This is a genomic window from Mycobacterium sp. IS-1590 (assembly GCF_001500025.1).
Lineage (GTDB): Bacteria > Actinomycetota > Actinomycetes > Mycobacteriales > Mycobacteriaceae > Mycobacterium.
The window spans coordinates 213,704-239,210 of record NZ_LQIW01000034.1 but is presented as its reverse complement, the minus strand read 5'-3'; the positions used below and the strand labels follow the sequence as shown (position 1 = coordinate 239,210).

At 68.1% G+C, this 25,507-nt stretch carries 28 protein-coding genes; 14 read left to right on the top strand and 14 right to left on the bottom strand.

All coding sequences use genetic code 11. The features are described from left to right. Positions 1-15 precede the first annotated feature (15 nt). The 6 genes from AU197_RS18765 to pafA form a co-directional block, all read right to left on the bottom strand. Positions 16-2,784 (bottom strand): DEAD/DEAH box helicase, encoded by a 2,769-nt coding sequence (locus AU197_RS18765; protein ID WP_156434480.1) that lies wholly within the window; start codon positions 2,782-2,784, stop codon positions 16-18. Then, the gene (gene tatC, locus AU197_RS18760; RefSeq protein WP_064404260.1) at positions 2,774-3,724 is read right to left on the bottom strand and encodes a twin-arginine translocase subunit TatC; all 951 of its coding nucleotides are present in this window, start codon (positions 3,722-3,724) and stop codon (positions 2,774-2,776) included. Before tatC ends, AU197_RS18765 begins: the two co-directional genes overlap by 11 nt. Before the next feature lie 51 nt (positions 3,725-3,775). Next, complete coding sequence (gene tatA, locus AU197_RS18755; protein WP_064404258.1) at positions 3,776-4,039, bottom strand: Sec-independent protein translocase subunit TatA; 264 nt, start codon at positions 4,037-4,039, stop codon at positions 3,776-3,778. A 35-nt stretch (positions 4,040-4,074) separates the two neighbouring features. Next, complete coding sequence (locus AU197_RS18750; protein WP_064404256.1) at positions 4,075-5,034, bottom strand: helix-turn-helix transcriptional regulator; 960 nt, start codon at positions 5,032-5,034, stop codon at positions 4,075-4,077. Further along, positions 5,031-6,020: a helix-turn-helix transcriptional regulator gene (locus tag AU197_RS18745; RefSeq protein WP_064404254.1), complete on the bottom strand. Its 990-nt coding sequence runs from the start codon at positions 6,018-6,020 to the stop codon at positions 5,031-5,033. Before AU197_RS18745 ends, AU197_RS18750 begins: the two co-directional genes overlap by 4 nt. 65 nt (positions 6,021-6,085) lie before the next feature. After that, entirely contained in the window at positions 6,086-7,444 is a 1,359-nt protein-coding gene (gene pafA / locus AU197_RS18740; protein ID WP_156434473.1) for a Pup--protein ligase, read from the bottom strand. 164 nt (positions 7,445-7,608) lie between these two features. On the opposite strand from pafA, the gene AU197_RS18735 reads away from it, so the two are divergent. From AU197_RS18735 to AU197_RS18725, 3 genes are read left to right on the top strand one after another with little or no spacing between them, the layout of a single operon-like run. Then, positions 7,609-7,884, top strand: a complete 276-nt coding sequence (locus tag AU197_RS18735; RefSeq protein ID WP_064404251.1) for a DUF7162 family protein — start codon at positions 7,609-7,611, stop codon at positions 7,882-7,884. Beyond that, complete coding sequence (locus AU197_RS18730) at positions 7,881-9,449, top strand: alpha/beta hydrolase (protein ID WP_064404249.1); 1,569 nt, start codon at positions 7,881-7,883, stop codon at positions 9,447-9,449. The genes AU197_RS18735 and AU197_RS18730 overlap by 4 nt, the downstream gene beginning before the upstream one ends. A 20-nt stretch (positions 9,450-9,469) precedes the next feature. After that, complete coding sequence (locus tag AU197_RS18725; RefSeq protein WP_156434472.1) at positions 9,470-10,357, top strand: alpha/beta fold hydrolase; 888 nt, start codon at positions 9,470-9,472, stop codon at positions 10,355-10,357. Between the two features lies 1 nt (position 10,358). Here AU197_RS18725 and prcA read toward each other — a convergent pair whose 3' ends face one another. The 4 genes from prcA to dop form a co-directional block, all read right to left on the bottom strand. Next, positions 10,359-11,102, bottom strand: a complete 744-nt coding sequence (prcA, locus tag AU197_RS18720; RefSeq protein WP_064404244.1) for a proteasome subunit alpha — start codon at positions 11,100-11,102, stop codon at positions 10,359-10,361. Further along, positions 11,099-12,019, bottom strand: a complete 921-nt coding sequence (prcB, locus tag AU197_RS18715) for a proteasome subunit beta (RefSeq protein WP_064404243.1) — start codon at positions 12,017-12,019, stop codon at positions 11,099-11,101. The genes prcA and prcB overlap by 4 nt, the downstream gene beginning before the upstream one ends. After that, complete coding sequence (locus AU197_RS18710; protein WP_064393943.1) at positions 12,016-12,210, bottom strand: ubiquitin-like protein Pup; 195 nt, start codon at positions 12,208-12,210, stop codon at positions 12,016-12,018. Before AU197_RS18710 ends, prcB begins: the two co-directional genes overlap by 4 nt. 93 nt (positions 12,211-12,303) lie before the next feature. Continuing rightward, complete coding sequence (dop, locus tag AU197_RS18705) at positions 12,304-13,800, bottom strand: pup deamidase/depupylase (protein WP_064350045.1); 1,497 nt, start codon at positions 13,798-13,800, stop codon at positions 12,304-12,306. Between the two features lie 40 nt (positions 13,801-13,840). Between dop and AU197_RS18700 the strand changes: the two genes are divergently transcribed. Together AU197_RS18700 and AU197_RS18695 are read left to right on the top strand one after the other, a co-directional pair. Then, complete coding sequence (locus tag AU197_RS18700; RefSeq protein WP_064404240.1) at positions 13,841-15,010, top strand: hypothetical protein; 1,170 nt, start codon at positions 13,841-13,843, stop codon at positions 15,008-15,010. A gap of 30 nt (positions 15,011-15,040) precedes the next feature. After that, on the top strand, positions 15,041-16,198 hold the full coding sequence (locus AU197_RS18695; RefSeq protein WP_064404239.1) for a hypothetical protein: 1,158 nt from the start codon (positions 15,041-15,043) through the stop codon (positions 16,196-16,198). On the opposite strand, the gene AU197_RS18690 is transcribed toward AU197_RS18695, so the two are convergent. Together AU197_RS18690 and arc are read right to left on the bottom strand one after the other, a co-directional pair. Continuing rightward, complete coding sequence (locus AU197_RS18690; protein WP_064404237.1) at positions 16,180-16,806, bottom strand: hypothetical protein; 627 nt, start codon at positions 16,804-16,806, stop codon at positions 16,180-16,182. The two genes, AU197_RS18695 and AU197_RS18690, sit on opposite strands and share 19 nt — an antisense overlap. Positions 16,807-16,911: 105 nt before the next feature. Continuing rightward, complete coding sequence (gene arc, locus AU197_RS18685; RefSeq protein WP_064404236.1) at positions 16,912-18,753, bottom strand: proteasome ATPase; 1,842 nt, start codon at positions 18,751-18,753, stop codon at positions 16,912-16,914. Between the two features lie 145 nt (positions 18,754-18,898). Between arc and AU197_RS18680 the strand changes: the two genes are divergently transcribed. Genes AU197_RS18680 through AU197_RS18670 form a run of 3 tightly spaced genes read left to right on the top strand, consistent with a single transcriptional unit; the run spans position 18,899 to position 20,249 of the window. Next, on the top strand, positions 18,899-19,390 hold the full coding sequence (locus AU197_RS18680) for an MTB12 family secreted protein (RefSeq protein WP_064404234.1): 492 nt from the start codon (positions 18,899-18,901) through the stop codon (positions 19,388-19,390). Positions 19,391-19,397: 7 nt separating this feature from the next. Next, entirely contained in the window at positions 19,398-19,946 is a 549-nt protein-coding gene (gene lppK, locus AU197_RS18675; protein ID WP_064404232.1) for a lipoprotein LppK, read from the top strand. A gap of 6 nt (positions 19,947-19,952) precedes the next feature. Beyond that, entirely contained in the window at positions 19,953-20,249 is a 297-nt protein-coding gene (locus tag AU197_RS18670; protein ID WP_064404230.1) for a DUF503 domain-containing protein, read from the top strand. A gap of 53 nt (positions 20,250-20,302) precedes the next feature. Here the strand turns inward: AU197_RS18670 and AU197_RS18665 are convergent, their stop codons facing one another. Continuing rightward, complete coding sequence (locus tag AU197_RS18665; protein WP_064404227.1) at positions 20,303-21,136, bottom strand: tRNA (adenine-N1)-methyltransferase; 834 nt, start codon at positions 21,134-21,136, stop codon at positions 20,303-20,305. A 74-nt stretch (positions 21,137-21,210) separates the two neighbouring features. On the opposite strand from AU197_RS18665, the gene AU197_RS18660 reads away from it, so the two are divergent. From AU197_RS18660 to AU197_RS18635, 6 genes are all read left to right on the top strand, one after another. Then, positions 21,211-22,098 (top strand): RecB family exonuclease, encoded by an 888-nt coding sequence (locus AU197_RS18660; protein WP_064404225.1) that lies wholly within the window; start codon positions 21,211-21,213, stop codon positions 22,096-22,098. A 67-nt stretch (positions 22,099-22,165) separates the two neighbouring features. Further along, complete coding sequence (locus tag AU197_RS18655) at positions 22,166-22,963, top strand: thioesterase family protein (RefSeq protein ID WP_064404223.1); 798 nt, start codon at positions 22,166-22,168, stop codon at positions 22,961-22,963. Between the two features lie 199 nt (positions 22,964-23,162). Next, entirely contained in the window at positions 23,163-23,447 is a 285-nt protein-coding gene (locus AU197_RS18650; protein ID WP_064404220.1) for a YiaA/YiaB family inner membrane protein, read from the top strand. Between the two features lie 46 nt (positions 23,448-23,493). Beyond that, positions 23,494-23,814, top strand: a complete 321-nt coding sequence (locus AU197_RS18645; protein WP_064404218.1) for an ArsR/SmtB family transcription factor — start codon at positions 23,494-23,496, stop codon at positions 23,812-23,814. Beyond that, positions 23,807-24,307: an SRPBCC family protein gene (locus tag AU197_RS18640; RefSeq protein WP_064404216.1), complete on the top strand. Its 501-nt coding sequence runs from the start codon at positions 23,807-23,809 to the stop codon at positions 24,305-24,307. The genes AU197_RS18645 and AU197_RS18640 overlap by 8 nt, the downstream gene beginning before the upstream one ends. A gap of 1 nt (position 24,308) precedes the next feature. Continuing rightward, on the top strand, positions 24,309-24,941 hold the full coding sequence (locus tag AU197_RS18635) for a flavodoxin family protein (protein ID WP_064404215.1): 633 nt from the start codon (positions 24,309-24,311) through the stop codon (positions 24,939-24,941). Between the two features lies 1 nt (position 24,942). On the opposite strand, the gene AU197_RS18630 is transcribed toward AU197_RS18635, so the two are convergent. After that, positions 24,943-25,494: a nuclear transport factor 2 family protein gene (locus AU197_RS18630; RefSeq protein WP_064404213.1), complete on the bottom strand. Its 552-nt coding sequence runs from the start codon at positions 25,492-25,494 to the stop codon at positions 24,943-24,945. Between the last annotated feature and the right edge of the window lie 13 nt (positions 25,495-25,507).

Sequence of the window (25,507 nt, the reverse complement as noted above, 5' to 3'; positions counted from 1 at the left end):
CTTGCCCCCGACACATTACCCCGCATCAACAGCGACGACGCCGCGTCGAACGTCGTTTATCGCGCGTTTCGCGGCGCCGCGCAACGCGGCGCTGGGTGCGGCGTTACGCACCTGGTCGAGCAGGTCGAGGACCTGGCGACACCAACGTACGAAATCACCGGCCGACAGCGGCGATCCGCTGCCCGTGGCGTCTGAGGCGGCCAGCGCACTGGTCAGATCGCCCGTGGTGGCCCACCGGAAGATCGCGGCGACGAAGCCGTCATCGGGTTCGCGGCTGCCCGTGATGCGGTGGCGCTGTTCGTCGGCGCGCAGCTCGGTCCACAGCCGCTGCGTCTGGTTGAGGGCGCGGCGCAGTCTGCCGGTCGGGATGTCGAAGCCCTCGCGAGCACCCGGCGTGTCGCCGCGCGCCTCGTAGAGCACCGCGGACACCACCCCCGCCAGCTCGGCGGCGTCGAGCCCCTCCCAGATGCCGGTGCGTAGGGCCTCGGCCACCAGCAGGTCGCTTTCGCTGTAGATCCGGGCAAGCAGGCGACCGTCGTCGGTGACCTGGGGATCGTCCGCGGCGCCGCTGATGAATCCGCGTTCGGTCAACAGCACCACGATTCGGTCGAATGTTCGCGCCAGCGAATTGGTCGCTGCGGCCACCTTCTGCCGGATTTGTTCGTTGTCGCGTTCGATGCGCAGGTACCGCTCGGCCAACCGCGCCTTGTCCTCCCGGTCGGGCCGGTTGTGGACCGGATGGGCGCGCATTTGCTCGCGCAGCGTCGTCAATTCGGGGTCGATGTCGCGTTCGGCGCCGCCTCGTGCGGGTCCGCTGCGCTTGCCTTTTCTCGACGGCACGTCGAGGCGTTCGGCCGCAGAGGTGAGCGCGGAGGCGAGGTCGCGCCGTGCGCGCGGATTGCGGTGCTCGACGCGTTTGGGCAAGGGCATGGTGCCCAGCGGCGCCGACGTTCCCGCGTAGTCGGCCGACGAGATCCGTCCGGCCCAGCGGTGTTCGGTCAACACCAGCGGGCGCGGATCCTCGTCGTCGCGGGCGGCTTCGAGCACGACGGCCAAGCCGCCGCGTCGACCGTGGGTGATCGTGATGATGTCGCCGCGGCGCAGCGAGGCCAACGCCTCGTTGGCCGCCCTGCGTCGTTGCAGCCGTGAGGCGCGGGACTGGGCGCGTTCGCGTTCGGAGATCTGCATCCGCAGCCGGACGTAGTCGAGGATCGAGTCATCGCCCAGTTCGGCGCTGATTTCGGCCTGCAGCCGCTCGCCGCGCTCGATGCCCCGGCGCAACCCGACCACCGAACGGTCGGCCTGGTACTGCGCGAACGAGCTCTCCAGCAGTTTGTGCGCCTGCGCCGGACCCATCTGCCGGACGAGGTTGATGGTCATGTTGTACGAAGGCGCAAACGAACTGCGCAGCGGGAACGTGCGGGTGGATGCCAGTCCGGCGACCTCGGCCGGTTCGACATCAGGGGTCCACAGCACCACGGCGTGGCCCTCGACGTCGATGCCGCGCCGGCCCGCCCGCCCGGTCAGCTGCGTGTATTCGCCGGGCGTCAACGGCACGTGTTGTTCGCCGTTGAACTTCACCAACCGCTCCAGCACCACCGTGCGTGCGGGCATGTTGATGCCCAATGCCAGTGTCTCGGTGGCGAACACCGCCTTCACCAGGCCCGCGGAGAACAGTTCCTCAACGGTGTGGCGGAACACCGGCAGCATGCCGGCGTGGTGGGCGGCCAGCCCGCGCAGCAGGCCTTCGCGCCACTCGTGGTAGTCGAGGACGATCAGATCGGATTCGGGCAGATCTCCGCAGCGCCGGTCGACGACCTCGGCGATGCGGGTGCGTTCCTCGTCGGTGGTCAACCGCAGCGATGACCGCAGGCACTGCTTGACCGCGGCGTCGCATCCCGCCCGCGAGAAGATGAATGTGATTGCGGGCAACAGCTCTTCGCGGTCCAGCGTGGCGATCACCTCGGGCCGCGACGGCGGCCGGTACATGGTCGGCCGGCCCCGGTTGCGGCCGCGACCGCGCGGCTGCCAGTCCGCCAGCCGGTCGGCTTCACGCCGATGTGCGATGTGGCGCAACAACTCCGGGTCGACAAGCAGCTCCCGGTTCGGTTTCGTTGTGCCGCGAGCCGCCCGGGTGGCGCGGTAGTCGAACAGGTCGAACAACCGCTTGCCGACCAGGACGTGCTGCCACAGCGGAACCGGACGGTGTTCGTCGACGATGACCGTGGTATCCCCGCGCACGGTTTGGATCCAGCCGCCGAACTCCTCGGCGTTGCTGACCGTCGCCGACAGGCTCACCAGCCGCACCTCGTCGGGCAGGTGCAGGATGACCTCTTCCCACACAGCGCCGCGCATGCGATCCGCCAGGAAGTGCACCTCATCCATCACGACATACGAAAGACCCTGCAGCGTCGAGGAATTCGCGTAGAGCATGTTGCGAAGGACCTCGGTGGTCATGACCACCACGTCGGCGTCGCCGTTGACCGACTGGTCGCCGGTGAGCAGTCCGATCTTGTCCGGGCCGTAGCGCAGCACCAGGTCGTTGTGCTTTTGGTTGCTCAGCGCCTTGATCGGCGTGGTGTAGAAACACTTTCCGCCCGCCGCCAACGCGAGGTGCACGGCGAACTCACCCACCACCGTCTTGCCCGCACCGGTGGGTGCGCACACCAGCACGCCGTGCCCGTTCTCCAGTGCCTCGCAGGAGCGACGCTGGAAGTCGTCGAGCGCGAAGGCCAACTGTTCGGCGAAGCGGGTCAGCTCGCAGCCCGATTCGCTAGGTGGCATCGTCATCGACCACGTGCCGTGCGGACGTCGGCACGGTGCGGGACGCCTCGACGGGTTCGGCGGGCTCGATCGGCGCCGCCACATCGTCGGAGATGTCCTCGAGCGCGGCCCGTCGCGCCTTGCGCCGGTCGTGCAATCGCGCGATCTGAATAGCGAACTCGAGCAGCACCGTCAGGGCGAGCGCCAGTGCCAGCATCGAGAACGGATCCGATCCGGGGGTGAACAGCGCGGCGAAGACGAACAGCGCGAAGATCAGGCCGCGGCGCCACGCCTTGAGCCGTTCGTAGGTCAGCACTCCGACGGCGTTGAGCATCACGATCAGCAGCGGGAACTCGAAGCTGAAACCGAAGACCAGCAGCAGATTGATCAGGAAGCCGAAGTACTGATCGCCCGACAGTGCGGTGATCTGGACATCGCTGCCGACGGTCAGCAGGAAGCCCAATGCGGTCGCCAACACCACGTAGGCCAGCACCGCGCCCGCCGCGAACAGCACGGCGCCGACGGTGACGAATGCGACCGCGAACCGGCGCTCTTTCTTGTACAGCCCGGGGGTGATGAAGGCCCACACCTGATAGAGCCACACCGGGCAGGCCAGCACGATGCCCGCCGTCAGCGCGACCTTCAATCGCAGCATGAACTGGTCGAAGGGCGCGGTGGCCAGCAGTCGGCATTCGTCGCCGGGTGCGATGGTCGCCCGCGACGAGGCGGGCAGATCGCAGTACGGGCCGCGCAGCCAGTCCCCGAGGCTGGGCAGCCCGAACACGCCGTGGCTGTACCAGAGAAAGCCCAGAATCGTCGTGACGACGACGGCGGCCGCCGAGATCAGCAGCCGGGTGCGCAGCTCGTGCAGGTGCTCGACCAGCGACATCGTGCCATCGGGGTTGACCCGCGAGCGCCGTCGGCGAGGATCGAGCTTCTTGAACAGTCCTGGGGTCTGCACGGCATGCCTACTTACGCGGCAGCGTGGCCGCGGTCAGTCGATTCTCGACGGTCAGGCGGGACGTTTGTCCGAGGGATGCTCGGTTGCCGGAGCCGTTGCGTTGTCCGGAGCGGCGTTGTCGACCCGCTCCGAGGCGATCGGAGTGGCCGGCGGCGTGTCCGACTTGGAATCGGCCTGCATCTCCTTGATCTCCGATTTGAAGATCCGCATCGACTTGCCGAGCGAGCGCGCCGCGTCCGGGAGCTTCTTGGCACCGAAGAGCAGCACGAATACGGCGATAACGATCACCCAGTGCCAGGGTTGTAGACCGCCCATTTAGGTCACCTCCAGACGTCGCGGCCAGTCTACCGTCACTCGGCCTGCGCGCCGTATGCCCGCAGCGCCGCTTGCGCCGATTCCCGCACCCTCTCCGCAAGATGGGCGGGTTCGAGCACCCGCACGGCCGACCCGAATCCGAGTACGAACCGGGCCATCCAGTCGTCGGAGGCGTAGGTCATCGCGGCCTCCCAGCCCCCGTCGGGCAGTTCCCGGCTCACCCGCAGCGGGTAGTAGTCGAACATCCACGCCGCCGACCGGTCGATCAGCAGGAGTGCTGAGGGCAGCGAGGGATCCGCGTCGAACAGCGAGGTGTCCGGTTCGGCCTGCACGGCCGGTGGTGGCGGCGACGAGGGCTCGCCGAGCACCTGCGCGTCGACGATGCGGTCGAAACGGAACAGCCGCACACCTTCGGCGGTGCGGCACCACGCCTCCAGGTAACTGTGGTCGCCGACCAGGACCACACGGATCGGGTCGACGGTGCGGCTGGTCAGCACGTCGTGCGAAGCCGAGTAGTACTCGATGGCCAAGGCGTACCCGTCGCGCACCGCCTGCCGCACCGCCGCGGCCGCCTCACTCTCGATCGGCGCGGGCTCCTCGACCGCCGCGCCGTCCTGACCGACGGTGCCCGCGGCAGACTCGATCTTCGCGATCGCGCTGCGCGCCGCCTCCGGGTCCACCATGCCCGGTACCTCTGCCAGCGCGCGCAGCGCCACCAGCACGCCGGTCGCCTCCGGCGAGGTCAACCGCAGCGGGTGGTCGATACCGGCGGTGAACGTCACTTCGATTGTGTCGCCGGAGAATTCGAAGTCGATCAGATCACCGGGTCCGTATCCGGGCAGCCCGCACATCCACAGTTGGTTCAGGTCCTCGCGCAACTGCTTGACGCTGACGCCCAGATCGGAGGCCGCCTCGGCGTAGGTGATCCTCGGGTTGGCCTGGAAGTACGGCACCATGTTGAGCAGCCGGACCAGCCGCGTCGACACAGCCGTCATGCGCGATCCGCCTGCGCGCTCAACCGGGCCACCACGTCGTCGCGCAGCGACTCGGGCTCCAGCGCCACCGCGTCGGGACCGTAGCTGGCGACCTCGCGCGCCAACCGGTCGAACATTCCGATGTCGATGGTGATCACCTCGCCCGCGCGGCCGTTGTGTGTCTGCGGGGTCGCCGAGATGGCCCGTCGCCGCAGCGCGGTGCCCTTGCCCTCGGCGATCCACACCCGCGCCTGGCCGCCCGACGGCCACTCACCCACTGCGCGTTCCACCACTTCGCGTAGGTCTACGCCCGCAGGCCGCTTGACCGCACCGGGTGGGCCGACCGTGGTCACGTCGGTGCCGATGCGGGAGAGCCGGAACGTCCGCGTCGCGTCGCGATCGCGGTCGTGGCCCACCAGGTACCAGCGGCCCCGGTGAGTGATGACGCCCCAGGGTTCGACCGTGCGGGTGGTGTACGGATCGCTGCGCGACGGTCGGTGCGGAAACTGCACGGCTTGTCCGGAGTCGATGGCGGACAACAGGATTCCGAGCACCTCTTCGGAACCGCGCAGCCCAGGCAGGGCCGCCGTCGACGTAATCGCCGGTGCGGCCTCCACGGCGTCGATGTCGATGCCGGCCGCGCGCAGTTTCAGCAACGCGCCCTGGGTGGCGGTGATGAGCTCGGGCGATTCCCACAACTGGGTCGCCACGGCGACGGCGGCCGCCTCGTCGGGAGTCAGTTCGACGGTGGGCAGCGCGTAGGCCTCGCGGTTGATGCGGTAGCCCTCGGTCGGGTCGAACTGCGAAACCCGTCCCGTCTCCAGCGGAATCCCCAAGTCGCGCAACTCGTTCTTGTCGCGCTCGAACATGCGCGAGAAGGCCTCGTCGCTGGCGCTGTCGGCGTATCCCGAAACCGTCTGACGGATTCGCTCGGCGGTGATGAAGTTCCGCGTCGACAGGAGCGCGATCACGAGGTTCATCAGCCGCTCGACTTTGGAGATCGCCACTCGACCCAGCTTAGGGTGTCCGGCCCGCACAGCGAGCGCTGCGCCTGGTACCAGTTTCGCGAGACTTACATCGAGGCGATGAGTCGCTTGACCCGCTCGTCGACCGACCGGAACGGATCCTTGCACAGCACCGTGCGCTGCGCCTGATCGTTGAGCTTGAGGTGCACCCAGTCGACGGTGAAGTCGCGGCCGGCTTCCTGGGCGGCGCTGATGAACTCGCCGCGCAGTTTGGCCCTGGTGGTCTGCGGCGGCGTGTTGACGGCCGCCTCGATGTCCTCGTCGGTGGTGATCCGCGCGGCCAGGCCCTTGCGCTGCAGCAGATCGAACACCCCGCGGCCGCGCTTGATGTCGTGATAGGCGAGGTCGAGCTGGCTGATCTTCGGGTCGGACAGCTCCATGTTGTAGCGGTCCTGATAGCGCTGGAACAGCTTTCGTTTGATGACCCAGTCGATCTCGTTGTCGACCTTGGCGAAGTCCTGGCTCTCCACGGCGTCGAGCTGACGTCCCCACAGGTCGACGACCTGCTGGATCTGCGTATTGGGCTCGCGGCTCTGCAGGTACTCGACCGCGCGGGAGTAATACTCGCGCTGGATGTCCAGGGCGCTGGCCTGCCTGCCGCCCGCCAGACGCACCGGGCGCCGGCCGGTCAGGTCGTGGCTGACCTCGCGGATGGCCCGGATCGGGTTGTCCAGCGAGAAGTCGCGGAACGCGATACCGGCCTCGATCATCTCCAGCACCAGCGACGCGGTGCCCACCTTGAGCATCGTGGTGGCCTCGCACATGTTCGAGTCGCCGACGATGACGTGCAGCCTGCGGTACTTCTCGGCGTCGGCGTGCGGTTCGTCGCGGGTGTTGATGATCGGGCGCGACCGGGTGGTGGCGCTCGACACGCCCTCCCAGATGTGCTCGGCGCGCTGGCTCAAGCAGAACGTCGCGGCCTTGGGGGTCTGCAGCACCTTGCCCGCCCCGCAGATCAGCTGACGCGTGACCAGGAACGGCAGCAGCACATCGGAGATGCGTGAGAACTCCCCTGCCCGCACGATCAGGTAATTCTCGTGGCAGCCGTAGGAGTTGCCCGCCGAGTCGGTGTTGTTCTTGAACAGGTAGATGTCGCCGCCGATGCCCTCGTCGGCCAACCGCTGTTCGGCGTCGATCAGCAGATCCTCGAGCACCCGCTCACCCGCGCGGTCATGGGTGACCAACTGCGTGAGGCTGTCGCACTCGGCGGTGGCGTACTCGGGATGGCTGCCCACGTCCAGGTAGAGCCGGGCGCCGTTCCGGAGGAAGACATTCGAACTGCGGCCCCACGACACCACTCGGCGGAACAGGTAGCGCGCCACCTCGTCGGGGCTGAGCCGACGATGGCCGTGGAACGTGCAGGTGACACCGAATTCGGTCTCGATGCCCATGATCCGTCGCTGCACCTCATCGAGACTACTTGTTGCTCGGCGGTCACGGAGGGCAAGCCGCGCCGAAGAACGCACCCGACATCGGGTTGACACCCTCTGCGCGGTCCGTAAGGGCCGCGCCCGTCGAAGGCCTGTGGATAACTTCAGCAGCGTGGCCGCCGATTCTGTCAGCATGAGCCATGGGGGAAATCGTCGAGGTCGACGTGTCGCAACTGCGCACCGTCGCCGACCGGGTCATGACCGCCGCCGACCGGATCGCCGAGATGCGTTGGCCCGAATTGCATCCGGATGAGCTTGCCGGCGCGGCCGTCGCCGAGGTCGCCGCGACGTGTTCGGTGGCACCCGGGCTCGCCGAGGTCGTCGCCAACATGCGTGGCTGGGCGCTCGCGGCGCGGATCTCCGCGGACGCGTTCGAACGCGCGGAGCTGCGCACCGCCGCCCGCCTCGGGAAGTGACGCTGCCGACCGTCGGCCAGGCCGAAGCGTGGTCTCCCGGCGCGCTCGGTCGGCTGGCCGACGTCTGGGACCGCAACGCCCGCTTCGTGTGCGCGCACGTCGACTCCTTGGCGGCCGACTTCGGTTTCTGGTCCGGCGCGGCCGCCGATACGGCCCGCCATCGCGCGAAAGGCATTGTCGCGACTGCCGACACGCTCTCGCGCGCACTGGTGCTCGCGGCCGCGGCGGCCCGCGACGGCGCCGCCCAGCTCAGCGCGGCCCGGGCCGACGTCATGGCCGTGGTGGCCACCGCGCGCACCGAAGGGTTCGCCGTCGACGACGCCGGGTCGGTCGCGGTACACGACCCACCGTCGTCGCTGCTGGTCGCGCTGTCCGGAGGTGTGCCGTCGGTCGCCGTCGAGATGCTCACCGTGCGTGCGGTCGAGCTGACCGGCCGACTCGCCGGGGCACTGAACCGCCTGGACGCCGCCGACGCCGACGCTGCCGCCGACATCGCCGAGGCGTTCGCCATCCCGGCTGCCGGTCATCAAACCGCCGATGCCGGCGTCGTCGCCGCATGGCCCGTCACCAGCCAGGACCGGATCGCCGATCAGATCGCGGCCATGACGCCCGAGCAACGGCAGCGGTTGGTCGAGGAATTCCCGTCCCAGGTCGGCAACACCGACGGTGTGCCGTGGCAGATGCGGGTCGAGGCCAACCGCACCAACGTGGCCCAAGCCGTGCTGCGCGAGCCCGACCCGCAGCGGCTGGCGGTGTACCGCGAGCTGCTCGGGGAGATCGACGATCCCGCAGGTGGACCCGTCCGCTCAGACCGCCAGGTTCTGGCGTTCGATCCCGGCCGTTCATCGCTGGTGGAGCTGCACGGCAACGTCGCATCGGCCTCCAGCGTCGCGGTCCTCGTGCCGGGGCTGAACACGACGATCACCGGGTCGGCGGCCAACGCCGAGACGGCGCGCAGGTTCGTCTCGGCGACCCGCGGCGACGTCGCGACCATCACCTATCTCGGCGGGCCGTTTCCGCGCGGTGACAACGTCGTGGGCGGTTTGGCGGCGGCCGCCGACCCGCGCTATGCGCTGGCCATGGCACCGCGGCTGGTCGCCTTCACCGAGGACGTCGACCGCACGGTCGACTCGACCGGCCGCCGCATCCCGGTCACCGTTGTCGGTCACTCCTACGGTGGATCGATCGTGGGCACCGCCGAGGCGCTGGGCATGACCTCGGACCGCACGATGTACGTGGCCGCCGCGGGAGCGGGCGTCGGGGTGCACGATCCCGGCGACTGGCACAACAGAAACCCGCATGTGCTGCGTTTCTCCATGACCCCACCCGGGGACTTCATCGGGGCGGTGCAGGGCATCCCGGGCGGACCGCACGGCGCCGACCCCGATGAGATGCCCGGTGTGATCCGGTTGCCCGCCGGCCGGTACGACGACGGGCGGCCGATGGCCGGTCCCGGCGCCCACTCCGACGTGCTGAACGCGCCCTCGGACGCGTGGCGCGCGATTCTGGGGGTCATCACCGGTGATATCGGCGGGGATCGTGCAACCTCACGACAACCGGGATGACATCTGGCCAGAATAAGCCGGTGTGGTCGCGCAGCTCGCCCGTCGACGGGTTCCGGCTGGCCTATGACCGGTTCGGCACCAGCGGCGCGCCGCCGGTGGTTCTGCTGCACGGCTGGCCGGGCAACCGCCACGACTATCGCCGGGTGGTGCCCCTGCTCGGGGATGCCGCCGATGTCATCGTGCCGGACCTGCGCGGGTTCGGCGGCTCGGACAAACATGCGGTCGCCATCCGGCACTTCTACAGCGCCACCGCACAGGCCGGCAGCGTCATCGGGCTGATCAAGGAGCTCGAACTGTCCGAGGTGGTGCTCGCCGGCTATGACGTCGGCAGCCGCGTCGCGCAGAGCATCGCTCGCATGCAGCCGGATCTGGTGCGTTCCCTGGTGCTGTCCCCGCCGCTGCCCGGGGCCGGCGACCGCGTCCTGACCGCGAAGGCGCAGAGCGAGTTCTGGTATCAGTCCTTTCACCAGCTGCCACTGGCGGGCCAGCTGCTCGACGGGAACCCCGATCTGGTCCGCGACTACCTGCGTCACTTCTGGACGCATTGGTCCGGGCCGGATTTCGCCGTCTCCGAGGACGATCTGGAACGACTGGTGTCCGACTACGGTCTGCCCGGCGCGTTCACCGCGTCGATCGCGTGGTACCGCGCGGGTGCCGGGATGATCGCCCAGTCACTCACCGAACTGCCGCCCGAGCGTGCCATCAAGATCCACACACCCACCGATGTGGTGTGGCCGCACCATGATCCGCTGTTCCCGGCCGAGTGGTCGGACCGACTCGGGCACTACTTCACCGATGTGCACGTGCACTTCGCTTACGACGCAGGACATTTCACGCCGCTGGAATGCCCGGAGCAGTTCGCCGAACTCATCCTCATCCGGGCGCGGCCGACCCCGGCCGCCGGCTGACCTACTCCCCTGCGGGTTCGGCGTCCTGCGGAGTCTCCTCCGCCGGAGGCAGCAGCGCCTCCAGTGCGGCACCGGTGATCCGGCGGAACGCACGGCGGGGCCGGTTGGCGTCCAGGATCGCCACCTCGAGCGTCGCGGGTCCCAGCACGCGCTGTTCGGAGCCGCCGTTGCCCGCGGCGTGCAGCGCGTCGATGGCGATCTTCACCGCATCCTGCAGGCCGGCGTTTTCCGTGTAGGAGTCGTTGAGGGCGGCGATGATCGGTTCCGTCGTTCCGCCCATGACCACGAAGTGCGGCTCGTCGGCGATCGACCCGTCATAGGTGATGCGGTACATCTCCGGAGGTTTCGACTCGCCGTAGTGGGCGACCTCCGCGACACACAACTCCACCTCGTAGGGCTTGGCCTGCTCGGTGAAGATGGTGCCCAGCGTCTGGGCATAGATGTTGGCCAGCTGACGGCCGGTGACGTCGCGGCGGGCGTAGGCGTAGCCGCGGGTGTCGGCGTACTGGATGCCGCCGCGGCGCAGGTTGTCGAACTCGTTGAACCGCCCGACGGCCGCGAATCCGACCCTGTCGTAGAGCTCGCTGACCTTCTGCAGCGAGCGCGACGGGTTCTCGGCGACGAACAGCACGCCGTCGGCGTAGGCCAGTGCCACGACGCTGCGCCCCCTGGCGATACCTTTGCGCGCGAGCTCGGAACGCTCGCGCATCGCCTGTTCGGGCGAGATGAAATAGGGAAAACTCACGAATCTCCCCGCGCATCGGTCGAACGGTGGACGGCGTCGGGGCCGAATGTGTCAGCGCGCGAACGGTTTTCGATCACCAGACGGGCGAACTCGGCGATGCGCTCCTCGGTCACCTCTTCGGCGCCGTCGGCATCGATGATCACCGCGGTCGGATAGATACCGCGCACGAGGTCGGGCCCGCCGGTCGCCGAATCGTCGTCGGCGGCGTCGTACAGCGCCTCGATAGCCACCCGCAACGCCGAATCTCCGTCCGTCACTTGCGAATACAACTTCTTCATCGACGACTTGGCGAAGATGGACCCCGACCCCACCGACTGGTAACCCTCCTCCTCGAAGTTCCAGCCGCCCGCCGCGTCGAAGGACACGATGCGCCCCGCCGCCTGCGGGTTGGGGTCGTCGACGTCGTAGCCGGCGAGCAACGGCAGCGCGACGAAACCCTGCAATGCCGCACCGAGGTTGCCGCGCACCATGGTCGCGAGCCGGTTCACCTTGCCCGGGAAGGTCAGCGCGACGCCTTCCAGCTTCTCGTAATGCTCGAGTTCGACGGCGTAGAGGCGGGCGAACTCGACGGCGATGGCCGCCGTCCCGGCGATGCCCGTGGCCGTGTAGTCGTCGGTGATGTACACCTTCTGCACATCGCGGCTGGCGATCATGTGGCCCTGGGTGGCGCGGCGGTCACCGGCCATGACCACGCCGCCGGGGAACTTCAGCGCGACGATCGTGGTGCCGTGCGGTGCGAAATCGGCGTGCACATCCCCGGGTTGGGCGCCAGCACGTTGCGCGGGAAGCAGTTCGGGCGCCTGGCGGCGCAGCAGTTCAGAGAAGGACGAGAGGTCCACGGGGACAGAGGGTGCTACCGGGTAGCGGGTGCCAGAAGAAAGAGGTAAGGCCGGCTGATCGCGTTGCGGCCAGGTCACTGTCCACCCTTCTGTACGTATGCGCGAACGAAGTCCTCGGCGTTCTCCTCGAGAACATCGTCGATCTCATCGAGCAGGTCGTCGGTGTCCTCGGCCAGCTTCTCGCGACGCTCCTGCCCGGCGGCCGTGCTGCCGGTGAGGTCGTCGTCCTCGCCGCCACCACCGCCACGCTTGGTCTGCTCCTGAGCCATCGCTGCCTCCTGCGTAAGTTGTCGGCGGGCTCACTGCTGCCCGCCGTGACTCCACATTACCGGTCGCCGCGCCGATTGCCTGCGATAGCGCGCCTAATTGGTGAGCTGTTCTACCAATTCGACGGCGCTGTCCACCGAGTCCAGCAGAGCTCCGACGTGCGCCTTACTGCCTCGCAGCGGCTCCAGGGTGGGGATCCGGACGAGCGAATCACCGCCCAGATCGAAAATCACCGAGTCCCAACTGGCCGCCGCGATATCGGCCCCGAAGCGACGCAGGCACTCACCGCGGAAGTACGCGCGCGTATCGGTCGGCGGGTTGTCGACCGCGTCCAGCACCTGCTGCTCGGTGACCAGCCGCTTCATCGACCCCCGGGCCACCAGCCGGTTGTAGAGGCCCTTGTCCAGCCGCACATCGGAGTACTGCAGGTCGACCAGGTGGAGCCGCGGCGCCGACCAGCCCAGGTTCTCGCGGTGGCGGAAGCCCTCGAGCAGGCGCAGCTTGGCCGGCCAGTCCAGGATCTCCGCGCACTCCATCGGATCGCGTTCGAGCAGGTCGAGCACTTCGGCCCACATCTTGACGATGTCGGCCGCTCGCGGGTCGGGATCGCGGCTGTCCACGAGCTTGGCCACGCGGTCGAGGTACATCCGTTGCAGCGCAAGGCCGGTCACCTCGCGACCGTCGGCCAGCGCGACGGTGGCGCGCAACGACGGGTCCCGGCTGATCACATGCACCGCGTGCACGGGACGGGCCAACGCGAGATCGCTGAGATCCATCCCCTCCTCGATCAGGTCCAGCACCAGCGCCGTGGTGCCGAGCTTGAGATACGTCGAGGTCTCCGACAGGTTCGCGTCGCCGATGATCACGTGCAGCCTGCGGTACTTGTCGGCGTCGGCGTGCGGCTCGTCGCGGGTGTTGATGATGCCGCGCTTGAGCGTGGTCTCGAGGCCGACCTCGACCTCGATGTAGTCCGAGCGCTGCGACAACTGGAAGCCCGGTTCGTCGCCGGAGGGACCGATGCCCACGCGGCCCGAACCGGTCACGACCTGTCGCGACACCAGAAACGGGGTCAGCCCGGCGATCACCGCGGAGAACGGGGTCTGCCGGCTCATCAGGTAGTTCTCGTGCGACCCGTAGGAGGCACCTTTGCCGTCGACGTTGTTCTTGTAGAGCTGCAGTTTCACTGCGCCGGGCACGCTGGCGACGTGCCGTGCGGCGGCCTCCATCACCCGCTCGCCGGCCTTGTCCCAGATCACGGCGTCCAGCGGGTCGGTGCACTCGGGTGCGGAGTACTCCGGATGGGCGTGGTCGACGTAGAGGCGCGCGCCGTTGGTCAGGATCATGTTCGCCGCGCCGACCTCGTCCGCGTCGACGACCGGCGGCGGGCCCGCCGACCGGCTGAGGTCGAAACCGCGGGCGTCGCGCAGCGGCGATTCCACCTCATAGTCCCAGCGCGTGCGCTTGGCGCGCTGGATCCCGGCCGCCGCGGCATACGCGAGCACGGCCTGGGTAGAGGTCAGAATCGGATTCGCGGTCGGGTCGGACGGCGACGAGATGCCGTACTCGACCTCGGTCCCGATAATCCGTTGCATGTCGTCAAGCCTAGGTGACGGCGGAAAGTAGCCTGCGACCGTGCCATCCGATCCGGTCGATCCCGCCCCCGTCGATGCGGCACGCCGTCAGGCCGCCGAACGGTGGTTCCTCGTGCACGGCCTGCCTGCGGTGCTGCGGCCCAGCCGTTCGGTCCGCCAACTGTGGTCGCGGTCGGCCCCCGCCCTCTCCGCACTCGCTGTGCTGATGGCCAACACCGTCGCGGTGGTGGCGTTGACGGGCAAGCACGCGATCGACATCGACGGACGGCCCACACGAGGCGAGTGGTTCGTACTGGTGCTGCTGATCCTGGTGCTGCCGGCGGCAGCGGCGCTGGGCTGGTGGGTGTCGCGCATCGGGCTTCAGCGCGGTCGGCTCGCGGCCGCGGCGGTCGCCGTCGCGGTCGCGGTGCTCGGCGCTGTGTTCGGCGGCCCCGGCCCGTATCTGTCGCGGAACCTGATGTGGGTGGCGGTGGCCGTCGGCGCGATCCTGGCGCTCACCGCGGCCGGTGTCGGCTCGATACTCGGGTGGGCCGCCCGGGTGACCCTCGCGCACCTGAGCGCGGCGGGGTCGCTGCTGCTGCGCGCTCTGCCCGTGCTGCTGCTGACCTTCCTGGTGTTCTTCAACTCGCCGGTGTGGCTGATGGCGGCGACGATCTCGCGCACCCGGCTGTGGTTGGCGCTGTGGTTCCTCACGGCGATCGCGGCGGCGTTCGTCGCGTCGGTGATCGTGGACCGGTTGCGCCCCACGGTCAACGCCACCGATCCCGACCCCGCGCACGCCGCGAAGCTGGACGGCACTCCGTTCGCCGACATGCCCGATCCTGCGCAGGTGAAGCCGCTGAGCCGGCCCGAACGGTGGAATGTGTACTTCGTGCTCGCGGTCTCGCAGTTGGCCCACATCCTGGTGGTGGCGACGGTCACGGCGCTGTTGTTCCTCGTGTTGGGGTTGATCCTGCTCTCCCCCGAACTGCTTGCGGCCTGGACGCGCAACGGTTCTGCCGACGGGCGGTTCCTCGGCATGACGATCCCGGTCCCGGATGCGCTGATACAGGTGACGCTGTTCCTCGGAGCGCTGACGTTCATGTATGTCAGCGCCCGGGCGGTGGGCGACGACGCCTATCACGACCGCTTCATCGCCCCTCTGCTCGACGATCTGTCGCTCACACTGACCGCCCGCAACCGGTACCGGGCCGCCGTTCCGGCGCGGTGAGCGCCCCCCGGAGCGAATCTCCCGCACAATATGCCCGTGTCGGACATGCGTCGGGTGCACGACTGGTTCCTGCATCGCGGTCTGCCGCTGGTCCTCACCCGACGCGTCCGCTCCGGCGCGTTGATCGAACGCTCCGCCCCGATGGTCAGCGGTGTCGGAGCGGTGATCTCGCTGACGATGCTGCTGGCCGATCTCACCGGAAATGATCCGGACATTGGCTACGCGATCCGGTTGGGAGTGCTGACCGCACTGTTGGTGTTGGCCCCCTTCGGGTTACATCTGCTGCACCGCATCGGCACCGCGCGCGGTGAGGCCGGACGACGGTCGGCGGCGTTGGTGGTGATGGCCGTGTTCGTGTTGGGGCTTCCGTTCGCCGACAGCGGCTTTTCGGGCATCGCGGCTGTCGAGGCGGTGGGGTTCGCGGTCGTCGCCGTGGTCGCGATATGGCTCACCTATCTCGGCATCGGGGCGATCGCTCTGTGGGCGCTGCGATTCGCCTGGGTACAACTCGGTGCGCTCGGAACACTCATGAGCCGGGCGTTGCCGCTGTTGATGCTCACTGTCGTCGTCTACTTCACCGGCGAGCTGTGGCAGCTGGCCGCCCGCATGCCGCGTCAACGGCTCTGGCAGACAATCGGTTTCCTGGCGCTGGTCGCGCTGATCTTCGTGGTCACCACGATTCGCGACGAAGTTCGGGCGCTGCGCGAAGATCGCGCCGAACAAGACGATCCGGCCAAGCTGCTCGAAGGCACACCGCTGGCCGTCGAGCCCGGAACCCGGCTGGAACGCACGCCGCTGTCGCTGGCCGAACAGATCAACGTCGTTGCGGTGATGGTGTTTTCGCAGACGATCCAGGTCGTGTTCTTCACGGCTGGACTGTTCGCCTTCTTTCTCGCACTGGGTATCGTCGCCGTCCCCGACGACGTCGCGGTCCTGTGGGCGTCGGAGCAGACATGTCCGGTCGGCCAACCGCCCTGTCCGGGAACGTGGTTCGGGGTCAACGTGCCGGTCCCGCAGACCATCGTGCACGTATCGCTCTTCGTCGCCGTGTTGTCCGGGTTGTACTTCACCGTCAGCACCAGCGTGGACCCGCTGTATCGCGAGCGCTTCTTCGAGCCGCTGATCGCCGACGTCGCGGTCAGCCTTGCCGGCCGAGACGCCTACCGCGCCTACGCCTGCAACGAATAGCTGTTGGCGAGATCGTCCTGCGTCACGCAGGCGTCCTCGGTGGCGGTGTCGACGACGAGCGGCGATGTCGGAATGCGCGCTTGATACGTCCAGCCCTCGGGCAGCGACAGCCTGCCCGCGAGGCCGGGGAGGTCGCTCAGCGACAGCGACGGGTCGACCGTCTGGCTGAACGTCTGCATGACCCACCGCCGGCCGTCCGGATCGACGAGTTCATAGATCTCCCGACCCGCATCGAACGTGAAGACCGCCTTACGGTCCAACCGGGTCAGCTGATAGGGGGCCGGGTTCATCGACGCGAGCTTGACGGTGGCTTGCCGCAGCATCTCGATTCCACCGAAGCTCTTGCGCTCCAATGTCTCCCGGCCCCTCTTGCCGATGCTGCTCATCAGCCAGTACCGCGGGCCGTTGAGCAAGGTGGCTACGGCGCCGTTCTCCCGGGCGATGGCCTTCGCGTCGAGCGCATTCCACAGATCGGCCGGGCAATCGTTCAGCGGAAAAGTGTTGTACACCGTGGCTTCGGCGCCGGACGGCGTGGACTTGACGAGCAGCACTTCGCCGTACCGCTTGCCGAAAACACCGTCCGTGACCGACAGGTCGTCCTCGGACATGACGCGACGGTATCCCTCGACGCGCGCGAACGTGCGCGAATTGCTGCATAACCGCGGGCGTGCCGCGTGCAAACACGCACGCTCGCGCCACCAGGAGCGGACGAGCTACAGGTACTGGCCGAGGTTGGACTCGGTATCAATAGCCCTGCTGGCGCTCGACGACTTCCCGGTGACCAGCGTGCGGATGTAGACGATCCGCTCGCCCTTCTTGCCCGAGATCCGTGCCCAGTCATCGGGATTGGTGGTGTTGGGCAGGTCCTCGTTCTCGGCGAACTCGTCGACGATCGAGTCCAGCAGATGCTGGATCCGCAGACCCTTGCTGCCGGTCTCCAGCACCGACTTGATCGCGTACTTCTTGGCCCGGTCGACGACGTTCTGGATCATCGCGCCGGAGTTGAAATCCTTGAAGTACATGACCTCTTTGTCACCGTTGGCGTAGGTCACCTCGAGGAAGCGGTTGTCGTCGATCTCGGCGTACATCCGGTCGACGACCTTCTCGATCATCGCCTTGATCGTCAGCGACCGGTCGCCGTCGAACTCCGCGAGGTCGTCCTCGTTGACCGGCAGTTCTTCGGTGAGGTACTTGCTGAAGATGTCCTGCGCCGCTTCGGCATCCGGACGCTCGATCTTGATCTTCACGTCCAGGCGGCCTGGCCGCAGGATCGCCGGATCGATCATGTCCTCGCGGTTGGAGGCGCCGATGACGATGACGTTCTCCAGTCCCTCGACACCGTCGATCTCCGAAAGCAGCTGCGGCACAACCGTCGTCTCCACATCCGAGCTCACACCGGTGCCACGGGTGCGGAAGATCGAGTCCATCTCGTCGAAGAACACGATCACCGGGGTGCCCTCGGAGGCCTTCTCCCGCGCACGCTGGAAGATCAGCCGGATGTGACGTTCGGTCTCACCGACGAACTTGTTCAGCAGCTCCGGACCCTTGATGTTGAGGAAGTAGCTCTTCGCCTCGCGGGCGTCGTCGCCACGGACCTCGGCCATTTTCTTGGCCAGCGAATTGGCCACCGCCTTGGCGATCAGCGTCTTACCGCAGCCGGGCGGACCGTAGAGCAGAACACCCTTGGGCGGGCGCAGCGAGTACTCCCGGTACAACTCCTTGTGCAGGAACGGCAGTTCCACGGCGTCGCGGATCTGCTCGATCTGGCGACCCAGGCCCCCGATGTCGTTGTAGCTGACGTCGGGCACCTCCTCGAGCACCAGGTCCTCGACCTCAGCTTTGGGAATGCGCTCGAAGGCGTATCCGGCCTTGGTGTCGACCAGCAGCGAATCACCCGGCCGCAGCTTGCGCGGTCGGCTGTCGTCGGCCAGGTCGTCGTCGTACCCCTCGGGCAGGTCCTCGGCCGCGACCAGCGGCTCGGCGAGCCAGACGATGCGCTCCTCGTCGGCGTGCCCGACCACCAGCGCGCGGTGTCCGTCGGACAGGATCTCGCGCAGGGTGCTGATCTCGCCGACCGCCTCGAAGTTGCCGGCCTCGACGACCGTCAGGGCCTCGTTGAGACGGACGGTCTGACCTTGCTTGAGCGACTTGGTGTCGATGTTCGGCGAGCACGTCAGCCGCATTTTGCGTCCGGACGTGAAGACGTCGACGGTGTCGTCGTCCTGAACCCCCAGCAGCACGCCGTAGCCGCTCGGCGGCTGTCCCAGGCGGTCGACCTCTTCGCGCAATGCGAGCAGCTGCTGACGGGCCTCCTTGAGGGTCTCCATCAGCTTGGCGTTGCGGGCGGCGAGCGAGTCGATGCGAGCCTCGAGCTGGTGGACATCGCGGGCGCTGCGCAACCCGCTCTGGGGGCCTACCGCGTTCTCCAACTGCTCTCGCAGGACAGCGGCCTCCCGGCGGAGCTCCTCGAGCTCGGCCGCGTCCTCACTGGACAAGCCGGATCCTCGGGCGTCAAAACCCTCCGCGAAAGCGTCAGAACGCTCTGATTCACTCATATTGCGCCCCTCCCCGCACCGAGAGTTGGTGCAGTAACAACTTCAAAGCTACCGGCGATTCAGCCTTTGTGTGCGGTGTAGCAATTCGACACACCTGCACCACTGTTAACCTCTCTGATGTGTTGGGCCGATCGAAAGGAAAATCGTGACCCTGAAAGCCCTCGTTACCGGCGTCGCAGCGGTCGCTGTCGTCGGCGGCGCCGCGGCGGGTGTGACTTCAATTGCATCCCCCAATCTGGCCGCCACACCGACCGTCACCCCGGTCGTTTGGGACATCCCGATGCCGCAGGCACCGGCTCCCGAACTCGAAGGCCCGCTTCTTCAGACGCTGCAGGCGCTCGGCACATCCGGGACCGCCGCCAGCAAGGCGCCGTACATCCAGGGTGGCATCGGACGCATCGAGAGCCGCGTCGCCGACACCAAGCTCCGTGAGGCGGCCGCCGAAGGCAAGTTCCCGTTGACCTTCGCGCTGGCGAACATCGACCAGAACGGCCCCGTGGTGTCGGCCGATGTCACCGCGACCTCCGCCACCGGCGGCACGGCCAGCCAGAACATCCAGTTCGTTCCGGGCCCGAGCCCGACCGGCTGGCAGATGGCCAAGCAGTCGCTGATGGCGCTGCTGGCCGCCGTCGGCTAGCAGCCCGGTGCGTCGCACCACTCGTTTCGCAGTCCTGAGCGCCGTCGCATTTGCGGCGGCGCTCGGGCTTTGCGGATGTGGCGCCGACGAGCCGCAGACGCCACCCCCCGCCGCGACCGAGCCGCCGCCGGTCGCCACGTCACCGACGGTGCCGGCGCCGGACCCAGGGTCCACGAGCGCGCCCCTGCCGCCGCCCGAGGCGCTCACCGACGTGCTGGCGCGCATCGCCGACGCCAACGTTCCCGGAGCCGAGAAGCTCTACCTGATCGAGGACGCCACCGCGGCCGACGGTGAATCGATGGACAAGTTCGCCACCGCGCTGCGCGACGGCGGCTACGCGCCGGCCACCTTCGAGGCCAGGGATCTGACGTGGTCCGACGGCGCGAACGGCGTCGTGCAGGCGACGATCACCGTCCGGACCGCCAATCCGGCGGCGGGCGAGTTCACGTTCCCGATGCAGTTCCGCCTCGCCGACAACCAGTGGCAGCTGACCCGTTCGACGACCGACGCCCTGTTGCAGTTCGGCCCGGCCCCCACGCCCACACCGACGCCGTAGCCGCCGATGTGGATCGGCTGGCTCGAATTCGACCTACTGCTCGGTGACGTGCGATCGCTCAAGCAGAAGCGCTCCGCGATCCGGCCCGTGATCGCCGAACTGCACCGCCGGTTCGCCGTTGCAGCCGCCGAAACCGGCGCCCACGAGCTGCACCGGCGGGCCAACATCGGGGTGGCTCTGGTGGCCGCCGACCGCGGGCATGTCGTCGAGGTGCTCGACGCGGCCGAGCGTCTGGTGGCCGCTCGCCCGGAGTTCGAGCTGTTGTCGGCCCGCCGCGGCCTGCAGCGCAGCACCGACGAATGACGCGCGCCCCCACGGGTTGATCGCACTCGCCGAGGGGGAACCAGCCCGCCGACTCAGCTGCCGAGCTGCCGTTTACGCCGCAGCGGCATCGGCGCCACCGCCCCCGGCGCCAGCTTGCGCACGCTGACCAGAAACGCGGTGTGGCCGCGCATCGTGTGCTGTGGGCGCACCGCCAGGCCGACGACGTGCCAGTTGCGCTGCATGCTCTCCCACGCCCGGGGTTCGGTCCAGCACTGCTGCTCACGCAGCGCCTCGACCACTCGCGACAACTGGGTGACGGTCGCGACGTAGACCATCAGCACGCCGCCGGCGACCAGCGCGTCGGCGACCGTGCCCAGCACCTCCCAGGGAGCGAGCATGTCGAGCACCACGCGGTCGACCTCCGGTCCGCTGTAGGTGGTCAGGTCGGCGATCACCAGCTCCCAGTTCGCCGGGGCCTCACCGAAGAAGGTCGCGACATTGCGCTCGGCGTGGTGAGCGTGGTCCTCGCGGACCTCGTAGGAGGTCACCCGGCCCTCCGGGCCGACGGCCCTCAGCAGCGAGCACGTCAGCGCGCCGGAGCCGGCCCCGGCCTCCAGCACCCTGGCGCCGGGGAAGATGTCGCCCTCGTGCACGATCTGGGCGGCGTCCTTGGGGTAGACCACCTGGGCGCCGCGCGGCATCGACATCACGTAGTCGACGAGCAGCGGCCGCAGCACCAGGAACTGGTCGCCGTTGGTGGATTTGACCACGCTGCCCTCGGGCAGCCCGATCACGGAGTCGAGGGCGATGACGCCGCGATGGGTGTGGAACTCACCGCCGGGCGCCAACACCATCGTGTAGTGACGACCCTTGGCGTCGGTGAGCTGCACCCGATCGCCGACGGCGAACGGACCGGTCCTTGGCACAGTCGTTCAGCCTGCCAGTTGACGCGCCGCCGCGGGTATCGGGGGTTGTCGGACACCGGTCTTAGGCTGGCGCTATGAACGACCGGGGTGAGCAGGAGCGTCGACGCCCGGCGCTGTCTCCCTCGCGGGCCGCCGACTTCAAGCAGTGCCCGCTGCTGTACCGCTTCCGCGCGATCGACCGGCTTCCCGAACCGTCCTCGGTCGCCCAGGTGCGCGGTTCGGTGGTGCACGCGGCGCTCGAGCAGCTGTACGCGCTGCCGGCCGCTCAGCGCCGTCCGGAGACCGCGATGACGCTCGTGGAGCCGGCCTGGGACCGCATCGTCGCCGAGCACCCCGGCATCGCCGACGAATTCGCCCCCGAGGTGCGGGCCGCGCTGTTGACGGAGGCGCGCGCGCTGCTGGCCGGCTACTACCGGTTGGAGGATCCCACCCGCTTCGACCCGGACAGTTGTGAGCAGCGCGTCGAGGTCGAGCTCGCGGACGGGACGCTGCTGCGCGGCTTCGTCGATCGCATCGACGTCGCCCCGACCGGTGAGCTGCGGGTGGTCGACTACAAGACCGGCAAGGCGCCGCCCGAAGCGCGCGCACTGGCCGAGTTCAAGGCCATGTTCCAGATGAAGTTCTACGCGGTGGCGCTGCTGCGCTCGCGCGGCGTGTTGCCTGCACGGCTGCGGCTGCTGTACCTGGCCGACGGTCAGATCCTCGACTACACCCCGGACCTCGAGGAGCTGCTGCGGTTCGAGAAGACCCTGACCGCTATCTGGCGGGCCATTCAGAACGCCGGGGCCACAGGCGATTTCCGCCCGCAGCCCTCGGCGATGTGCGACTGGTGTGCCCACCACGCGCACTGCCCCGTGTTCGGCGGTACCCCGCCGCCGTATCCGGGTTGGCCCGAGGCACCCGACGAGGGGTCGCCGACCGCCGAGGACATCGTGCTTGGCGCCGCGGAGCCTGCCGCGTGATCGCCCGAAGGCGACCGCGAGCAAGGATCGCAGCGCAGCGAGGACCGGAGGGAGCGGGAGCCGAGGCATGATCGACTGCCACTACCGGCGCATCGGCACGGACGACGAGTTCGAGATCTTCGAGTCCACCGACGGCACCCGCAGCAATTGGAATCCCGACATTCAGCACGGCTCACCGCCGTTGGCGTTGATGACCAGGCGCATCGAGGAACTGGCCGCCGATTCCGGACTGCGCATCGGTCGGTTGACCCTGGACATCCTGGGCGCGATATCCGTCGAGAAGGTGTGGGTCCGGGCGTGGGTCGAACGTCCGGGCGCCCGAATCTCACTGATGGCCGCCGAGATGTTGCAGACCCGGCCCGACGGCACACGGCGCGCGGTTGCCCGCGTGACGGCATGGCTGTTGGCGACCAGCGACACCGCCGACGCGGCCACCGACCGCTATCCCCCGCTCGTCGAGGGCGAGGCGGCACAAATTCCCCACGGCTGGGTCGGCGCCAAAGGCTATCTGGAGACGGTCAGCTGGCGCCGGCAACACGAAACCGGCGAGACGGGCAATGTCGTGTGGCTGAGTCCACTTGTCCCACTTGTTGATTCGGAGCCGACAACGGCGTTGCAGCGGCTTGCCATGGTCGTGGACAGCGCCAACGGCGCAGGTGCGGCGTTGGACCCGGAGTCGTTTGTGTTCATGAACACCGACACCGCTGTGCATCTGCACCGACTGCCCACGGGCGACGACTTCGCGGTGCGCGCCCGCGGCTCGATCGGCCCGGACGGCATCGGGGTGACCACGGCGGAGCTCTTCGACCGGCAGGGGTTCATCGGCACCTCGGCGCAGACGTTGTTGGTGCAACGGCGCCCGTGACCACCGATCTCCACTGGCAGTTCGACCTCGTAAGGGCGCCGGCGATCCCCGCGGGGCGAGGACTCCGGGCACACCGTTGCGCACACCGCACCGTGGGTGAGCGTCAAGTTGACCAAGCTGCGCCCAAGGCGCGCGGCGAACCGGAAGCTCGGGTAGTTCTACCTACCCACACCGTCTGCTGTGCCTGCACGCTGGCGACATGGACACACCAACCACCGCTCGGACCACAGCCGCCTACTTCCTGCAAGCCGCCATCGCCTTCGGCGTGAGCCTGCTCGGCATGCTCGGCGGCATCCTCTTCCTGCCGTTGGACCCGTGGCAGCGACTGTTCCTCGCCATGACCGCCCTCTTCCTGGTCACCAGTTCGTTCACGCTGGCCAAGGTGATCCGCGACCAACAGGAAGCCGCCACCATCCGGGTCCGGCTCGACGAAGCCCGGATCGAGAAGCTCATCGCCGAACACAACCCGTTCCCCACAACCTGAGTTGTATGCGTTTGCATCTATATAGATGTTCTGCAATACTAGCCGCATGGACGTCTTCGAAGCGGTCGCCGAACCGAGCCGGCGCGCGCTGCTCGACCAGCTCGTCGACGGTGAACGCACGGCGGGCGAACTGGTCGCGAGCCTGCCCGAGCTGACCCAGCCGACGGTGTCGCGGCATCTGCGGGTCCTTCGCGAGGTCGGGCTGGTGGAGGTCCGGCCCGACGCGCAGCGCCGCATCTACGCGCTGCGCGTCGACGGCCTCATGGCGATCGACGATTGGATCGCGCGCTACCGGCGCATCTGGACCGACCACCTCGACGCCCTCGAACGCCACCTGGAAGCCAAACACGGGAGTTCCGATGAGTGACCGCAACGGCCGACTGACCGTCGACGGCGACCGCGCCGTCCTGACCTTCGAGCGCCGGCTGCCCTTCCCCGTGGAGGCGGTGTGGTCGGCCATTACCGATCCCGACGAACGCCGAGAATGGCTGGGCGCGACCACGATCGAACCGCGCGAGGGCGGCACGATCGATATGGTGCCCACCGGACCGCCGTTGCCACCCGACCGGATGCGCGTGACAGGGCGCATCCTGGTGTGGGACCCGCCGTACGTCCTGGAACACGAATGGCGCCAACCGATCGTCGAGGACAGCACCGTGCGCTACGAACTGACCCCCGACGGATCCGGCACCCTGTTGCGGTTCACCCACCGCGGGCTCGGCGTGCGCAACGCCGGCGGCTTCCTCGGCGGCACCCACGCCTATCTCGACCGCCTGCAGGCCCACCTGGAGCACGAACCGCTGCCGGACTGGCTGACCAGGCGCGCTGAGATCAACAACTCGCCGACGGGAGCGAACTGAGATGACACACAACGGATCTGACATCGCCGCTCCCGCGGTGGCGGTTGCCTACCACTCGGGTTTCGGGCACACCGCAACGCTCGCCGAAGCCGTGGTCGGGGGCGCGCGCGACGCCGGTGCGGCCGTCACGCCGATCGCCGTCGATCGCATCACCGACGCCGACTGGGACGTTCTCGACTCGGCCGACGGCATCGTGTTCGGCACCGCCACCTACATGGGCAACGTCTCCGCGGCGTTCCAGGCTTTCGCCGAGAAGACCGGACGGCGCTGTGTCACCGGCGCCTGGCGCGACAAGGTGGCCGCCGGGTTCACCAACTCCGGCGGCAAGAGCGGCGACAAGCTGAACACCCTTGTCTCGCTGGCGGTGTTCGCCGCACAACATCACATGCACTGGGTCAGCCTCGGCCTGCCCCCCGGCTGGAATCATTCGCATGCGAGCGAGAACGACCTCAACCGACTGGGTTTCTTCCTCGGCGCCGGCGCACAGACCGACGTCGACGCCGAACCCGAGGCGGTCCACCCCGCCGATGTCGCCACCTGCCGTCACCTCGGTCACCGATTCGCTTTGGTGACAAGGCAGTTCATCGTCGGACGGTCGGTCACTGCCGCGGCGTCATCCCCTGCGGCCTCGTAGGTCACCCACGTTGTTCGCGCGGAAACGCGGTGAAGAACGCATACGAAGGGTCCTGTGCGTCCATGCGCCCGTTGGCCAGCTTGCCGGACACCGGGTTGTTGTCATCGGTGACTAGCGGCGACGAGAACTCGTGTGTCCAATCGGCGACGCATTTGCGGTGGGCGAACTTCCACTGACCTTCCCGCTTTGAGTAACGGTCCAGATAGCGGCCGCCGGTGATCAGCACATGCCCGACTCCATCACGCTCGGCACGGTGGTAGGCGACCACGTAGGCCTCCCCCTCGGCGGTATCGGGGCCGGTGATCCGGATGAGGTGATTCGTGACGTTGTGCTGCAATGCCGCCAGCCCCCCGAGTAAGGCCCCTATCGAGTCGACGAACTCGTCGGCGGTGTTTGTCGGGTTGAAGCCGTGTTCGTCGCGGGCGCCCTGCTCGTACAGGGAGGCGGCCAATCCAACGTCGCCGCGATCCATCGCGCGACAGTAGTGAAGAACGAGATCGCGGATCTCGTCCTTGGCGATCAGCGCATCGAGGTTCGACACGGCGGTGGGCATTCCTCGACGATAT

Bases quoted from the DNA above. Each gene is read 5' to 3' on its own strand.
- AU197_RS18670 (WP_064404230.1), top strand. From the start codon at position 19,953: ATGTGGATCGGCTGGCTCGAATTCGACCTACTGCTCGGTGACGTGCGA.
- AU197_RS18750 (WP_064404256.1), bottom strand. From the start codon at position 5,034: ATGACGGCTGTGTCGACGCGGCTGGTCCGGCTGCTCAACATGGTGCCG.
- AU197_RS18710 (WP_064393943.1), bottom strand. From the start codon at position 12,210: ATGGCTCAGGAGCAGACCAAGCGTGGCGGTGGTGGCGGCGAGGACGAC.
- AU197_RS18695 (WP_064404239.1), top strand. From the start codon at position 15,041: ATGCCCGTGTCGGACATGCGTCGGGTGCACGACTGGTTCCTGCATCGC.
- AU197_RS18635 (WP_064404215.1), top strand. From the start codon at position 24,309: ATGACACACAACGGATCTGACATCGCCGCTCCCGCGGTGGCGGTTGCC.
- AU197_RS18735 (WP_064404251.1), top strand. From the start codon at position 7,609: ATGGGGGAAATCGTCGAGGTCGACGTGTCGCAACTGCGCACCGTCGCC.
- AU197_RS18660 (WP_064404225.1), top strand. From the start codon at position 21,211: ATGAACGACCGGGGTGAGCAGGAGCGTCGACGCCCGGCGCTGTCTCCC.
- AU197_RS18650 (WP_064404220.1), top strand. From the start codon at position 23,163: ATGGACACACCAACCACCGCTCGGACCACAGCCGCCTACTTCCTGCAA.
- AU197_RS18690 (WP_064404237.1), bottom strand. From the start codon at position 16,806: ATGTCCGAGGACGACCTGTCGGTCACGGACGGTGTTTTCGGCAAGCGG.
- AU197_RS18640 (WP_064404216.1), top strand. From the start codon at position 23,807: ATGAGTGACCGCAACGGCCGACTGACCGTCGACGGCGACCGCGCCGTC.
- AU197_RS18765 (WP_156434480.1), bottom strand. From the start codon at position 2,784: ATGCCACCTAGCGAATCGGGCTGCGAGCTGACCCGCTTCGCCGAACAG.
- arc (WP_064404236.1), bottom strand. From the start codon at position 18,753: ATGAGTGAATCAGAGCGTTCTGACGCTTTCGCGGAGGGTTTTGACGCC.
- AU197_RS18645 (WP_064404218.1), top strand. From the start codon at position 23,494: ATGGACGTCTTCGAAGCGGTCGCCGAACCGAGCCGGCGCGCGCTGCTC.
- AU197_RS18630 (WP_064404213.1), bottom strand. From the start codon at position 25,494: ATGCCCACCGCCGTGTCGAACCTCGATGCGCTGATCGCCAAGGACGAG.
- AU197_RS18655 (WP_064404223.1), top strand. From the start codon at position 22,166: ATGATCGACTGCCACTACCGGCGCATCGGCACGGACGACGAGTTCGAG.
- tatA (WP_064404258.1), bottom strand. From the start codon at position 4,039: ATGGGCGGTCTACAACCCTGGCACTGGGTGATCGTTATCGCCGTATTC.
- dop (WP_064350045.1), bottom strand. From the start codon at position 13,800: ATGCAACGGATTATCGGGACCGAGGTCGAGTACGGCATCTCGTCGCCG.